The sequence below is a fragment of the Pseudomonas sp. LG1E9 genome (assembly GCF_003290225.1).
Classification (GTDB): domain Bacteria; phylum Pseudomonadota; class Gammaproteobacteria; order Pseudomonadales; family Pseudomonadaceae; genus Aquipseudomonas; species Aquipseudomonas cyclaminis.
The window spans coordinates 98,388-112,649 of the sequence record NZ_CP029983.1; the positions used below are offsets into that span (position 1 = coordinate 98,388).

Annotated in this window: 12 protein-coding genes and 1 tRNA gene; 12 read left to right on the forward strand and 1 reads right to left on the reverse strand. The window is 60.8% G+C overall.

Annotated elements, in window-relative coordinates:
• Nucleotides 1-38: 38 nt before the first annotated feature.
• Both DNK50_RS00620 and DNK50_RS00625 read left to right on the forward strand, forming a co-directional pair.
• Entirely contained in the window at nucleotides 39-3,782 is a 3,744-nt protein-coding gene (locus DNK50_RS00620) for a bifunctional diguanylate cyclase/phosphodiesterase (protein ID WP_112192578.1), read from the forward strand.
• A gap of 16 nt (nucleotides 3,783-3,798) precedes the next feature.
• Nucleotides 3,799-3,875: transfer RNA gene (locus tag DNK50_RS00625), tRNA-Ile, on the forward strand.
• A gap of 45 nt (nucleotides 3,876-3,920) precedes the next feature.
• Here DNK50_RS00625 and DNK50_RS00630 read toward each other — a convergent pair.
• Nucleotides 3,921-4,346 carry a VOC family protein gene (locus DNK50_RS00630; protein ID WP_112192579.1) on the reverse strand — a complete coding sequence of 142 codons (426 nt, stop codon included), beginning with the start codon at nucleotides 4,344-4,346 and terminating at the stop codon, nucleotides 3,921-3,923.
• 111 nt (nucleotides 4,347-4,457) lie between these two features.
• On the opposite strand from DNK50_RS00630, the gene DNK50_RS00635 reads away from it, so the two are divergent.
• From DNK50_RS00635 to pqqE, 10 genes are all read left to right on the forward strand, one after another.
• On the forward strand, nucleotides 4,458-5,327 hold the full coding sequence (locus tag DNK50_RS00635; protein WP_112192580.1) for a LysR family transcriptional regulator: 870 nt from the start codon (nucleotides 4,458-4,460) through the stop codon (nucleotides 5,325-5,327).
• Nucleotides 5,328-5,363: 36 nt separating this feature from the next.
• On the forward strand, nucleotides 5,364-5,810 hold the full coding sequence (locus DNK50_RS00640; protein WP_032883895.1) for an Lrp/AsnC family transcriptional regulator: 447 nt from the start codon (nucleotides 5,364-5,366) through the stop codon (nucleotides 5,808-5,810).
• A 145-nt stretch (nucleotides 5,811-5,955) separates the two neighbouring features.
• Nucleotides 5,956-7,659 (forward strand): NAD(P)/FAD-dependent oxidoreductase, encoded by a 1,704-nt coding sequence (locus DNK50_RS00645; RefSeq protein WP_112192581.1) that lies wholly within the window; start codon nucleotides 5,956-5,958, stop codon nucleotides 7,657-7,659.
• A gap of 11 nt (nucleotides 7,660-7,670) precedes the next feature.
• Nucleotides 7,671-8,465: a carbon-nitrogen hydrolase family protein gene (locus DNK50_RS00650; RefSeq protein ID WP_112192582.1), complete on the forward strand. Its 795-nt coding sequence runs from the start codon at nucleotides 7,671-7,673 to the stop codon at nucleotides 8,463-8,465.
• A gap of 48 nt (nucleotides 8,466-8,513) precedes the next feature.
• On the forward strand, nucleotides 8,514-10,868 hold the full coding sequence (gene pqqF / locus DNK50_RS00655; protein WP_112192583.1) for a pyrroloquinoline quinone biosynthesis protein PqqF: 2,355 nt from the start codon (nucleotides 8,514-8,516) through the stop codon (nucleotides 10,866-10,868).
• Between the two features lie 174 nt (nucleotides 10,869-11,042).
• Nucleotides 11,043-11,117 carry a pyrroloquinoline quinone precursor peptide PqqA gene (gene pqqA / locus DNK50_RS00660; protein WP_003194766.1) on the forward strand — a complete coding sequence of 25 codons (75 nt, stop codon included), beginning with the start codon at nucleotides 11,043-11,045 and terminating at the stop codon, nucleotides 11,115-11,117.
• Between the two features lie 71 nt (nucleotides 11,118-11,188).
• Nucleotides 11,189-12,100: a pyrroloquinoline quinone biosynthesis protein PqqB gene (gene pqqB, locus DNK50_RS00665; RefSeq protein ID WP_112192584.1), complete on the forward strand. Its 912-nt coding sequence runs from the start codon at nucleotides 11,189-11,191 to the stop codon at nucleotides 12,098-12,100.
• 11 nt (nucleotides 12,101-12,111) lie between these two features.
• Entirely contained in the window at nucleotides 12,112-12,864 is a 753-nt protein-coding gene (pqqC, locus tag DNK50_RS00670) for a pyrroloquinoline-quinone synthase PqqC (protein WP_099585689.1), read from the forward strand.
• Nucleotides 12,861-13,136 (forward strand): pyrroloquinoline quinone biosynthesis peptide chaperone PqqD, encoded by a 276-nt coding sequence (gene pqqD, locus DNK50_RS00675; protein ID WP_099585690.1) that lies wholly within the window; start codon nucleotides 12,861-12,863, stop codon nucleotides 13,134-13,136. Before pqqC ends, pqqD begins: the two co-directional genes overlap by 4 nt.
• On the forward strand, nucleotides 13,129-14,259 hold the full coding sequence (gene pqqE / locus DNK50_RS00680) for a pyrroloquinoline quinone biosynthesis protein PqqE (RefSeq protein ID WP_099585691.1): 1,131 nt from the start codon (nucleotides 13,129-13,131) through the stop codon (nucleotides 14,257-14,259). Before pqqD ends, pqqE begins: the two co-directional genes overlap by 8 nt.
• Nucleotides 14,260-14,262 lie beyond the last annotated feature (3 nt).

The following is a 14,262-nucleotide window of genomic DNA, read 5'->3' on the forward strand; positions in this document are numbered from 1 at the left end:
TACACTCGACACATTCCCCGTGCCATAACGAGACCGTTATGCCCAGATTGCCGACCGTGATACTGCTGTCGCTGCTGAACTGGACCGCAACGGCTGGCGCGTTGACTCTTACTGATGATGAGCGTGGCTGGCTGGCGGACCATCAGGAGCTGAGACTTGGCGTGGACGCCTCGTGGCCACCCTTCGAATACCGTGATGACAGTGGCCGATACCAAGGCTTGTCGGCAGATTACGTGCGCCTGATCCAGGACCGCCTGGGCGTCAGGGTCAAGATAATCGAACCGCCGAGCTGGGGCGCTGTATTGGAGATGGCGCGAAACAACCAACTCGATCTTATCGCCAGCATCATGTCGACCCCGGAACGCCAGGGCTATCTGGCTTTTACCCGGCCTTACATCGACTTCCCGATGGTGATTCTTGCCCACGAAGGCGGAGCACGACCGCGCAACCTCAAGGATCTTTACGGCCTGAAGGTTGCGGTGGTGGAAAACTACGCCCCTCACGAGTTGCTGCGTACCCACCATCCCGACCTTAACCTGGTCGCACTGCCCAACGTCAGTTCCACACTGCAAGCCCTGGCGACCGGCGAAGTGGATGCCGTGGTCAGCGACCTGGCGTCCAGCGTCTGGAGCCTGCGCGAACTCAAACTCGATGGCCTTTACGTCAGCGGCGAAACCCCTTACCGCTATCAATTGGCGATGGGCGTACCACGGGACGATAAAATGCTGGTGGGCATCCTGGACAAAGTCCTGGCCGACCTCAGCCCGGAGGAAACCGACGCGATCCAGCAGCATTGGGTGGGTAAGTTCACGGATAACCGCACCTTCTGGAACGACCTGCTGATGTACGGCCTGCCCGCCGTACTGCTGCTGTGCAGCGTATTGGCCATCGTGATTCGGATCAATCGTCGGTTGAGTTCGGAAATTTCCCGCCGCGTCGCTCTCGAACAAGAATTGCGCAGCAGCGAATACCACTATCGCGGCCTGGTAGAGAGCTTGTCCGCCATCGCCTGGGAAGCCAATGTCACCGATTTCACCTACAGCTACGTGTCGCCCCACGCGGAAAACTTGCTCGGCTACCCACGCGCTCATTGGCTGATTCCGGGCTTCTGGCGCAACATCATTCACCCGGCCGACCTCATACGTGCCGAAGCTTATTGCCACCGCGAAACCCGTGCCAGCCGCGACCACAGTGTTGATTACCGAGTGATTACCGCCGACGGCCGCTGCCTGTGGGTACGCGACATTGTCAGCCTGATCGAACACGGTCATGAGCCTGTGCTGCGCGGCCTGATGATTGATATCAGCGAGGCCAAGCGCACCGAGGAAGCGCTGCAATTGTCCGAACAGAAATTTGCCTCGGTGTTCCAGCAATGCCCGGACATTCTGGTGATTGCACGGCTATCCGATGGCTGCTTGCTGGAGGTCAATAAAGCCTTCGAAGATCAAATCGGCCTGACTGCTGAGGAGGTGATCGGCAAAACCGGTACAGAGCTGGAAATATGGGGCATCCCGGGCATCGGCCCCGAGCTGCTGCAACGTGTCCAGACCACCAGTATCCGCAACCTTGAAATGACGTTCCTACGCAGCAACGGCCAAGCCTTTACCGGTCTTATCTCGGCAGAACCCTTCCAGTTGGACACGACTGAAGCCATCGTGATGGTGGTGCGCGATATCACCCAACTCAAGGAAACCCAGCAACTGCTGCAAACCTCCGAAGAGAAGTTCGCCAAAGCCTTCCACGCCTCGCCCGACGGTTTGCTGCTGAGCCGCCAACGCGACGGTCTGCTGATTGAGGTCAACGAAGGCTTCAGCCGCCTGACCGGCCACACCAGCGCCACATCGGTTGACCAATCGAGCCTGGACCTTGGCATCTGGGTCGACCTTAACGAGCGCAAACACATGCTGGAGTTGATGCAGCGTGATGGGTTTGTCCGCGACTTTGTCTGCCATATCCGTCGCGTCGATGGCCTGATACGCCTCTGTGAATTGTCCAGTCGCCCACTGCCTATCGGCGATGAAGACTGCATGCTCACCATCGCCCGCGACATCACTGAACGCCAGCAGATGCAGGAAAAACTGCAACAGGCTGCCACCGTCTTCGAAAGCACTGCCGAAGGCGTGTTGATCACCGACACCCGCCAGAACATCAGTGCCGTCAACCGCGCCTTCAGCGAAATCACCGGCTACAGTGAAGCCGAAGCGCTCGGCCAGACACCGCGCCTGCTCGCCTCGGGCCAGCATGACAGCGCCTTCTACGCCGCCATGTGGCACCAGTTGACGGCCCATGGCCATTGGCAAGGCGAGATCTCCAACCGCCGCAAGAACGGTGAGTTGTATCCCAGTTGGCTGACCATCAGCGCCGTGCGTAACCGCGATCAACTGATCACCCACTTTGTGGCGGTGTTTGCCGACATCTCCAGCCTCAAACTGGCCCAGGCACGCCTCGACTATCAGGCGCACCACGACCCACTGACCGGCCTGCCCAACCGCACGCTGTTTGAAAACCGGTTGCAGGCCGCCCTCAACGGTCATCAGGAAACCGGTAAACAGGGCGCCGTGCTGTTCCTCGACCTGGACCGCTTCAAACACATCAACGACAGCCTCGGCCACCCGATCGGCGACCTGCTGCTCAAAGACATCGCCGTACGCCTCAAGGATCAACTGCGAGACATCGACACCGTCGCGCGCCTGGGCGGCGACGAGTTCATCATCCTGTTGCCCGGCCTGCAACACGCCAGCGACGCCGAACACCTAGCCAATAAGCTACTGGCCTGCTTCACCCCGCCCTTCCAGGCTGGCGAGCACGAGTTCTTCATCAGCGCCAGCATCGGCACAAGCCTCTATCCGCAGGACGGTACGGACGTCGCCACCCTGGTCAAGAATGCCGACGCCGCGATGTACCGCTCCAAAGCCAAGGGGCGTAACCGGGTCGAAAGCTACACCCGCGACCTCACGGCCCAGGCCAACGAACGTGTGGCACTGGAACACGAACTGCGGCGAGCCATCGAACGTAAAGAGCTAAGCCTGTATTACCAGCCAAAACTGAGCCTGGTGACACACGAACTGATCGGCGCCGAAGCCCTGATTCGCTGGCACCACCCCACCTTTGGCGAAGTACCTCCCGAACACTTCATTGCCCTGGCCGAAGAGAACGGCACGATCCTGCAAATTGGCGATTGGGTATTGGAACAGGCCTGCCAACAACTGCACGCCTGGCAGGGCACCTTCGAAGACTTCGGCCCGCTGTCGGTCAACCTCGCCGGCGCGCAGTTGCGCCATCCCGGCTTGCTGAGTCGCATCGAACAACTCTTGCGCGACTACCACCTCGACCCCGGCCACCTGCAATTGGAGATCACGGAAAACTTCATCATGAGCCAAGCCGAGGAAGCGCTGGAGGTGCTGTACCAACTCAAACAGTTGGGCGTGCAACTGGCGATTGATGACTTCGGCACCGGCTACTCATCCCTCAGCTACCTTAAACGCCTGCCGCTGGATTTCCTGAAGATCGACCAATCCTTCGTCCGTGGCCTGCCCGATGACCCCCACGATGCCGCCATCGTGCGCGCCATCATCGCCCTGGGGCATAGCATGCAATTCACCATCATCGCCGAAGGCGTGGAGAACCCCGCCCAGCAAGCCTTCCTGGCCGCTGAAGGCTGCGAACAGATGCAAGGCTACATCGTCAGCCTGCCGCTGCCGCCGGAGCTTTTTGCCGCGACCTTCCTTCGCATGCACATTGAGGATTTTTCGGATGGCACAGCGGGGAAACCATCGTTATAATCCGCGACCTGTTACAGGGCCTATAGCTCAGTTGGTCAGAGCAGAGGACTCATAATCCTTTGGTCCACGGTTCAAGTCCGTGTGGGCCCACCAAACAAGAAAGCCGCGCAATGCGCGGCTTTTGTGTGTCTGGCAGTCTCACTTCGCAAACAACTGCCCAATATCCCGGAATGCCTTGAACTCCAGCGCGTTCCCGCACGGATCAAACAGAAACAACGTCGCCTGCTCCCCCACCTGCCCTTTGAAGCGAATGTGCGGTTCCAGCACAAAACGAGTTTTCCTGGCCTGCAGACGGTCCGCCAAGGCATGCCAGTCTTCCCAGCCCAACACCACGCCAAAATGCGGCACGGGCACGTCGTGGCCGTCTACCGCGTTGGTGTGGGCTGATTCCTGGGAGGAGGTTTTCGGGTGTTCGTGAATGACCAACTGATGCCCGAAAAAGTTGAAATCTACCCAGTGTTCGCTGGAACGCCCCTCTTCAAGGCCAAAGACTTCACCGTAGAAATGCCGCGCAGCGGCGAGGTCGTATACCGGAATTGCCAGGTGAAAAGGTGCGAGTGTCATCAGGTCAAACCTCTGTGGGCATTAAGTCCCCCGAGTTTAGCCTTGCTTCAGCCGATGAAAAGACGATAGTTTTTGCGCCGAGCTCAAATTATTTCGATGAATCGAGGCCCTATGCTGCGTGAATTGAAGACCTTTATTGCCGTAACCCGCCATGGCACGTTCGCGGCGGCGGGCATGCATGGCGGCCTGACACAGTCGGCGGTCAGCGCGCAGATTCGGCAGTTGGAGCAGACGCTGGGGGTGCAGTTGTTCGATCGCACCGGGCGTCAGGCCACGCTGAATGCGGCGGGTTTGCGCGCATTGCCATTGGCCAAGGAAATCATTGAAACGTTCAACCGCATGGCGGTGCCGGTGGACGCCAATGAATATCGGGGCGAGTTGAAAGTCGGTGCCATCACCACCGCCCAGACCGGCTTGCTGCCACAGGCGTTGGTGCGTTTGCGCCAGGCTGCGCCAACGGTCGAGTGCAAGTTGGTCCCTGGCGTGTCCCTGGAGTTGTTGAGCCAGGTAGATGCCGGCGAGTTGGATTCGGCGATCATCATTCGCCCGCCGTTCGATCTGCCCAAGGAATTGCACGTGCAGGTGCTGCGCAAGGAACCGTTCGTGCTGGTCGTGCCGCACACAATGACTGGCGATGATCCTGTGCAGTTGCTCAGCAGCCACCCCCATGTACGCTATGACCGCGCATCGTTTGGCGGTCGGTTGGTGAGCCGGTTCCTGCGCGAGCAGAAAATTGATGTACAGGTCGCACTGGAACTGGACGAGCTGGAGGCCATCGTCAAGATGGTGGAATGTGGCCTTGGCGTATCGCTGATCCCCCAGGCGGGCCTGTGGCTGGAGCGTTCGCCTGAAATAAGAACAATCCCCCTGGGCAGCCTGACGTTTTACCGTGAGATCATCCTGCTCAGTCGCTACAGCCAACGGCATCTGCCGGTCCCGCAGCTGTTCGCCCGCTGCCTGCTGGCCGATACAAGCCTGTAACATGCGTGGCTGTTGCCGCCCGAAATGGAGCCTCTCTTGCCTGTCCTAGATGAAATCGACCGCCAGTTGATCGCCGCGCTGCAGATCAACGCCCGCGAAAGCGTGGCCATGCTTGCCCGGCAGTTGGGGATCGCACGCACCACCGTGACTTCGCGCCTCGCACGCCTGGAGAAAACCCAGGTGATCACCGGTTACGGCGTGCGCCTGGGGCAACGTGTGGCAGACGGTGGTTTGCAGGCCTACGTGGGCATCACTGTGCAACCACGCTCAGGCAAAGAAGTGCTGCGCAGGCTGAGTGCCATGGCTCAAGTGCAGCAGTTGTGCGCGGTGAGCGGCGAGTTTGATTACGTGGCCTGGCTGCGCACGGATTCGCCGGAGCAGCTTGATCAGTTGCTGGACCAGATCGGCAGTGTCGATGGTGTGGAAAAAACCACAACCTCGATCATCCTAAGTAACAAATTGGATCGAGGCCAACCAATCTGACCGTCAAACTCGTCACTTCGACTGAAAACAGTCCATTTTGACGACACATTGCGTCTTATTAACGAGCGCAACGCTCCCTAAACTGGCTGCCATCTTTTCCTATACTCAGCGGGTTCCTTCCGCCTAGTCGCCAGTAAGGTCAGCCATGAGCATTCCGTCCAGCACCCTCAGCAAGACCAATCGCCATCCGGCAGACGGTAAAAAACCCATCACCATCTTTGGCCCGGACTTTCCGTTTGCCTTTGATGACTGGATCGAGCACCCCGCCGGCCTGGGCAGTATCCCCGCCGCCAACCATGGCGCCGAAGTAGCAATCGTCGGCGCCGGCATCGCCGGTCTGGTCGCCGCCTACGAACTGATGAAGCTGGGCCTCAAACCCGTGGTGTACGAAGCCTCGAAGATGGGCGGCCGGTTGCGCTCCCAGGCCTTCGAAGGCGCCGAAGGCATCATCGCCGAGCTGGGCGGCATGCGCTTTCCTGTGTCATCCACCGCCTTCTACCACTATGTGGATAAGCTGGGCCTGGACACCAAACCGTTCCCCAACCCGCTGACGCCGGCCTCCGGCAGTACCGTGATCGACCTCGAAGGCCAGACCCACTACGCACAAACGCTGTCTGACTTGCCTGCCCTGTTCCAGGAAGTGGCCGACGCCTGGGCCGACGCGCTGGAAGCCGGCTCGCAGTTCGGCGATATCCAGCAAGCCATTCGCGACCGCGACGTGCCGCGCCTCAAAGCGCTGTGGAACAAGCTGGTACCGCTGTGGGACGACCGCACCTTCTACGACTTCGTCGCCACCTCCAAGGCCTTCGCCAAGCTGTCGTTCCATCACCGTGAAGTGTTTGGCCAAGTCGGTTTCGGCACCGGCGGCTGGGACTCGGATTTCCCCAACTCGATGCTGGAAATCTTCCGGGTGGTGATGACCAACTGCGACGACCACCAACACCTGGTGGTCGGCGGCGTGGCCCAGGTGCCCATGGGCATCTGGCGCCATGTGCCAGAGCGCTGCGCCCACTGGCCGGCCGGTACCAGCCTCAGCTCACTGCACTGCGGCGCACCTCGCGCAGGGGTCAAGCGCATTGCCCACGCCGCCGATGGCCGTTTCGCGGTGACCGACAACTATGGCGACACCCGTGAATACGCCGCCGTGCTCACCACCTGCCAAAGCTGGCTGCTGACCACCCAGATCGAATGCGATGAAACCCTGTTCTCGCAAAAGATGTGGATGGCCCTGGACCGCACGCGCTACATGCAATCGTCGAAAACCTTCGTGATGGTCGACCGCCCCTTCTGGAAAGACAAAGATCCGGAAACCGGCCGCGACCTGATGAGCATGACCCTCACCGATCGCCTCACTCGCGGCACCTACCTGTTCGACAACGGCGACGACAAACCAGGGGTGATCTGCCTGTCGTACTCGTGGATGAGCGACGCGCTGAAAATGCTTCCGCAGCCCATCGACAAGCGGGTAAAACTGGCCCTGGATGCCTTGAACAAGATCTACCCGAAAGTCGATATCAAGGCGCGCATCATTGGTGATCCGATCACCGTGTCCTGGGAGGCGGATCCGCATTTCCTCGGCGCCTTCAAAGGCGCATTGCCTGGCCACTACCGCTACAACCAGCGGATGTACGCGCACTTTATGCAGAAGGACATGCCCGCCGAACAGCGTGGGATTTTTATCGCGGGCGACGACGTTTCCTGGACCCCTGCGTGGGTGGAAGGCGCCGTACAAACCTCGCTGAACGCAGTGTGGGGCATCATGACCCACTTCGGCGGCAGCACTCACGCCGAGAACCCCGGCCCCGGTGATGTGTTCGATGAAATCGGGCCAATCGCCCTGGCCGAGTAAGGAGTTACGCCATGCGTGTCGCCCTGTACCAATGCCCGCCGCTGCCGTTGGACGTAGCGGGCAACCTCAAGCGCCTGCGCCGGCTTGCACACGAAGCGACCGACGCCGATGTGCTGGTGCTGCCGGAGATGTTCCTCACCGGCTACAACATCGGCGCAGAAGCCGTCGGGGCCTTGGCCGAAGCACAGCATGGCGAGTCTGCCGAGATCATCGCAGACATCGCGAAAATTGCCGGGCTGGCCATTTTGTACGGTTATCCGGAGCGGGCCGACGATGGGCAGATCTACAACGCCGTGCAATTGATCGACGCCCACGGCCAGCGCCTGTGCAACTACCGCAAGACCCATCTGTTCGGGGATCTGGACCATTCGATGTTCAGCGCCGGCGACGATGACTTCCCACTGGTGGAGCTCAATGGGTGGAAGCTGGGATTCCTGATCTGCTACGACCTGGAGTTCCCGGAAAACACCCGACGCCTGGCCCTGGCCGGGGCCGAGGTGATCCTGGTGCCCACCGCCAACATGGTGCCGTTCGATTTTGTTGCCGACGTCACCGTGCGGGCGCGGGCCTTTGAAAACCAGTGCTACGTGGCCTACGCCAACTATTGCGGGCACGAAGGCGAGATTCAGTATTGCGGGCAAAGCAGCATCGCCGCGCCGGATGGCCAGCGAATCGCCCAGGCGGGGCTGGATGAAGCCTTGATTGTTGGCACGCTGGATCACCAATCGATCCTCGACGCCCGCGCCGCCAATCACTACCTGCAAGACCGTCGCCCCGAGCTTTACGGCCCGCTGCACAAGCCCTGACCCAACGGGTTTGTTAGCATAGGCACTTGCCCCGTTCTGGAAGTGCCCATGCCTGCCCCGGCCCACCCTTATCCCGTTCACTTAACCCTGGCCAATGGCCTGCGTGTTTCCCTGCGCCATGCGCCACGTTTGAAACGTTGCGCCGCAGCATTAAGGGTGGCTGCCGGTAGTCATGATGTGCCGCTGGATTGGCCTGGACTGGCGCATTTCCTTGAGCATTTGTTGTTTCTTGGCACCGAGCGTTTTCCCACCGGCGAAGGGTTGATGGCCTACGTACAACGCCATGGTGGCCAGGTGAACGCGAGCACCCGCGAACGCACCACGGACTTCTTCTTCGAGCTGCCGGTTTCGACCTTTACGGATGGGCTGGAGCGGCTGGCAGACATGCTCACCCATCCGCGCCTTGCGCTGGAAGATCAACTGCGCGAGCGCGAAGTGCTACACGCCGAGTTTGTCGCCTGGACCCAGGACGCCAAGGCTCAACAGCAGGTGACGCTGCTCGAACGTTTGGCGGCAGATCATCCGTTGCGTGGCTTTCACGCAGGCAACCGCGACAGCCTGCCGGTGGAGCGTGAGGCGTTTCAGCAAGCCTTGCGGGAATTCCACGCGCAGTTCTATCAGAGCGGGCAGATGACCTTGAGTCTCGCCGGCCCGCAATCGTTGCAAACGCTGGAAACCATGGCGCAGCAATTCAGCGAGCATCTGATCTCTGGCCCGCAGCATCCACAGGCTGCGCCACCCGCCTTGATGCAAGGCGCGGCCCGGCGTTATCAGCACACCGAAGACGGCCACCTGCACCACGTCATCACCTGTGACGTGCCCCGCGCCGCACTGGACTTCCTTTGCACCTGGCTCAACGCCTCTGCGCCGGGCGGGCTGCTCGCCGAGTTGAAAGCACAACAACTGGCCAGTGCACTGCAGGCGTCCGTGCTGTATCACTTCGCCGGACAAGCCGTGCTGGATATCGACTTCACGCTCGGTACCGCAGATAAACCGACGACACAGATTGAGGCGCTGTTGCACGACTGGCTGAGCTTTTTCTCACGCAGCGACTGGACGCCACTTCGCGAAGAGTCCGCGCTGCTGAACGCCCGCCGACAACAGATCCAGGGCGCATTGGCATTGGCCCGAAACGACAGCGAAGATCTGTGTGAACAAGACATCGCCGCGCTCAAGGCCCTGCTTGAATCACTGCACCTGCCGCCCGCCGAGCACATTTGGCAACTTCCCCCGCCCAACCCGTTCCTGCGCCCACCGGCCAAGGAAGAGCGCGCTGGCCTGATCCGCGGCCAAACCAGCGCCCACCGGGGCCTGCGCACCTTTGCCCAGGACCGCTCGCGGGGTCGCCGCGAGGTATCGGCGCTGGCCTTCAGCCAGGCCTTGGCGGATGACAGCGACGAAGGCGCGCTGTACCTGCAATGGCGGTTCGACGCGCCAGTTGCTGCCGCGCTGGAAAACATCTTGCAGCCATTGCGTGAGAGTGCACGTCAGGCGGGCGTTGAAGTGTCCTTCGAAACCACCGGCACTGACTGGCGGGTGACGATGACCGGACTGCACGAGCCCATGCCAGCCGTGCTGGAGGCCTTGGCGCAAAGCCTGAACCTGCCGCAAGAGGCGGTCATTGCCCCAGCGCCAATGATTCCAATCCGGGCGTTGCTCAAGGCGCTGCCCTCGTGCTGCGCCAACGGCAATGTCGAGACACGTGAGCAGCCTGCATCCTGGGCCACCGCACGCTGGCATGGCCTGGGCCTGGGTTTGCCCGCCGCGGCTGAAACGCTGATCAAGGCCGCCGCCGCTCGTCTGCCAGGCCAACCTGCCCACCCCGAACCACATCAGCAAACCTTCAGCGGTCAACGCGTGTGGCATGCGATAAAAACCGATTCCCCTGAAGCCGCCTTGCTGCTGTTTTGCCCGACACCGAGCCCGTCCCTGGCCGACGAAGCGTCGTGGCGACTGCTGGGACACCTGCTCCAAGGGCCGTTCTACCAACGCCTGCGGGTCGAGTTGCAGTTGGGCTACGCGGTCTTCAGCGGTGTCCGACAGATAAACGGACAGACCGGCCTGTTATTTGGCGTGCAGTCTCCCAGCGTGTCCCTGGAAGGCATCGTTGAACACTTGAACACCTTCCTGGGCCAACTGCCGGCATTGGTCGGCACCAGCGAAGACCTGGGCAATATTGCCCTTGCCCAACAGTTTTCACCTCAAGCGTTGCCGGTCGCCCAAGCCGCCGAACTGCTGTGGCACGCACACTTGGCCGGCCATCCGTCGGCTTATCTCACCCATCTTCAACAGTTGATCCAAGGCCGCAGCCGTGAGGACGTGCAGCTGGCCGCCCAGCAACTGAACGACGCCCAAGGGGGCTGGCGCTATGTGGCCAACGGCCCGCACACCTCGAACGTGTGAAGGCCGGCAGGTCGATCATTGCCAACTCTGCAACAGGCTTTTTCCACCAAGACAGCGCTAACTTGCCAAGAATTGAGTAACATTCCTACGCACACATCTGAACATCTCCGACTGGAGGTGGACTATATGTATTACTTGGTAGTAAACGTCCCATCCCTTCGTAGGAGTATGAATATGACTTGGTCCAAACCTGCTTACACTGATCTGCGCATCGGCTTCGAAGTCACCATGTACTTCGCCAGCCGCTAATCCGCTGGGTAATACAACGCCTCGGTTCGCCCGGGGCGTTTTTGTTTTGAGCTTTGCGTGATGGAGCAATCATGTTTGTCCAGATTCTAGGTTCCGCCGCCGGCGGTGGTTTTCCGCAGTGGAATTGCAACTGCGTGAACTGCGCAGGTTTTCGTGATGGCAGCCTGCGGGCCCACGCACGTACCCAGTCGTCCATCGCGATTTCCGACGATGGCGTGAATTGGGTACTGTGCAACGCCTCGCCGGATATCCGCGCACAGCTGCAAGGCTTTGCGCCGATGCAACCCGGCCGCGCCCTGCGCGACACCGGCATCAGCGCGATCATCCTGATGGACAGCCAGATCGACCACACCACGGGCCTGTTGAGCCTGCGCGAAGGCTGCCCGCACCAGGTGTGGTGCACCGACATGGTCCATGAAGACCTGAGCACCGGCTTCCCGCTGTTCACCATGCTCACCCACTGGAACGGCGGCCTGGCCTGGAACCGCATCGAGCTGGACGCCAGTTTCACCATCCCGGCCTGCTCCAACCTGCGCTTCACTCCACTGCCGCTGCGCAGCGCTGCGCCGCCGTACTCGCCGCACCGCTTCGACCCGCACCCCGGCGACAATATCGGCCTGATCGTCGAAGACCTGCGCACCGGCGGCAAACTGTTCTACGCCCCGGGCCTGGGCAAGGTCGACGCGCCGCTGCTGGAGATCATGGCCGGCAGCGACTGTCTGCTGGTAGACGGCACGATGTGGGATGACGATGAAATGCAGCGCCGTGGCGTCGGCACCCGAACTGGGCGCGAGATGGGCCACCTGGCGCAAAACGGCCCCGGCGGCATGCTCGAAGTGCTGGAGCAGTTGCCCGAGCAGCGCAAGGTGCTTATCCATATCAACAACACCAATCCGATCCTCGATGAAGACTCTCCCGAGCGCGCGGAGTTGGTGCGACGTAATGTCGAAGTGGCTTACGACGGCATGAGCATTGAATTGTAGGAGCAGACGATATGACTGACACACCGTTGACGACCGCCGAATTCGAAGCCGCCTTGCGCGCCAAGGGTGCCTTCTACCATATCCATCACCCGTACCACGTGGCGATGTACGAAGGCCGCGCCAGCCGCGAACAAATCCAGGGCTGGGTCGCCAACCGCTTCTACTACCAAGTCAATATTCCGCTGAAGGACGCCGCGATCCTGGCCAACTGCCCGGACCGCGAGATTCGTCGCGAATGGATCCAGCGCTTGCTCGACCACGATGGTGCACCCGGTGAAGACGGCGGCATCGAAGCTTGGCTGCGCCTGGGCCAGGCGGTCGGCCTCGACCCGGATCAATTGCGTTCCCAGGAATTGGTACTGCCCGGCGTACGCTTTGCGGTGGACGCCTACGTCAACTTCGCGCGCCGCGCCAGTTGGCAGGAAGCCGCCAGCAGTTCGCTGACCGAGCTGTTCGCGCCGCAGATCCACCAGTCGCGCCTGGACAGCTGGCCGCAGCATTACCCGTGGATCGACCCGGCCGGTTACGAATATTTCCGCACCCGCCTGGGCCAGGCCCGCCGCGATGTGGAGCACGGCCTGGCGATCACCCTGCAGCACTACACCACCCGAGAAGGCCAGGAGCGCATGCTGGAAATCCTGCAGTTCAAACTGGACATCCTGTGGAGCATGCTGGACGCCATGAGCATGGCCTACGAACTCAAACGCCCGCCGTATCACAGCGTGACCGAGCAGCGGGTCTGGCATAAAGGGATCACCTTATGAGCTTTGATCGCAGCAGAATACCGACCTGGCGCCAGGGCTATCGCTACCAGTACGAGCCCGCGCAAAAGGGCCATGTGCTGCTCTACCCAGAGGGCATGATCAAGCTCAATGACAGCGCCGCATTGATCGGCGGTTTGATCGACGGCGAGCGCGACGTGGCGGCGATCATCGCCGAGCTGGATCAGCAATTCCCCGGCGTGCCTGAGCTGGGTGACGACATTGAGCAATTCATGGAGGTCGCCCGTGCTGAGCACTGGATCACCCTTGCCTGAAAAACCGGCTGTCGGTTTGCCGCTGTGGCTGTTGGCCGAACTGACCTACCGCTGCCCGTTGCAGTGCCCGTACTGCTCCAACCCGCTGGATTTCGCCGAGCAGGGCAAGGAGCTGAGCACCGAACAGTGGATCAAGGTGTTTCGCGAGGCCCGGGAAATGGGTGCCGCGCAGTTGGGCTTTTCCGGCGGTGAACCGCTGGTGCGCCAGGACTTGGCGGAGTTGATCGCCGAGGCGCGCAAGTTGGGGTTCTACACCAACCTGATCACCTCCGGCATCGGCCTCACCGAGCAGAAAATCAGCGACTTCAAGAAGGCCGGCCTGGACCATATCCAGATCAGCTTCCAGGCCAGCGACGAACAGGTGAACAACCTGCTGGCCGGCTCGAAAAAAGCCTTCGCGCAAAAACTGGAAATGGCTCGGGCAGTGAAAGCCCACGGCTATCCGATGGTGCTGAACTTCGTCACCCATCGGCACAATATCGACAAGATCGACCGCATCATCGAGCTGTGCATTGCGCTGGAAGCCGACTTTGTCGAACTCGCCACCTGCCAGTTCTACGGCTGGGCGCAGCTCAATCGTGTGGGGTTGTTGCCCACCAAGGAGCAGTTGGTGCGCGCCGAGCGCATCACCAACGAATACCGCGCCAAGCTCGAAGCCGAAGGCCACCCGTGCAAGCTGATTTTCGTGACGCCGGATTACTACGAGGAGCGCCCGAAAGCCTGCATGAATGGCTGGGGCAGTATCTTTCTTACCGTGACGCCAGACGGCACCGCCCTGCCCTGCCACGGCGCCCGACAGATGCCGGTGCAGTTTCCGAATGTGCGCGACCACAGCATGCAACACATCTGGTACGACTCGTTTGGCTTCAACCGCTTTCGCGGCTACGACTGGATGCCCGAGCCGTGCAAGTCATGTGATGAAAAGGAAAAGGACTTCGGCGGCTGCCGTTGCCAGGCCTTCATGCTCACGGGGGATGCGAGCAATGCCGACCCGGTGTGCAGCAAGTCCGAGCAGCACGGCATCATCCTTCAGGCACGGGAAGAAGCCGAACACGCCACCCAGACCATCGAGCAACTGGCCTTTCGCAATGAGCGCAACTCACGGCTCATCGCCAAAGGCTAACGG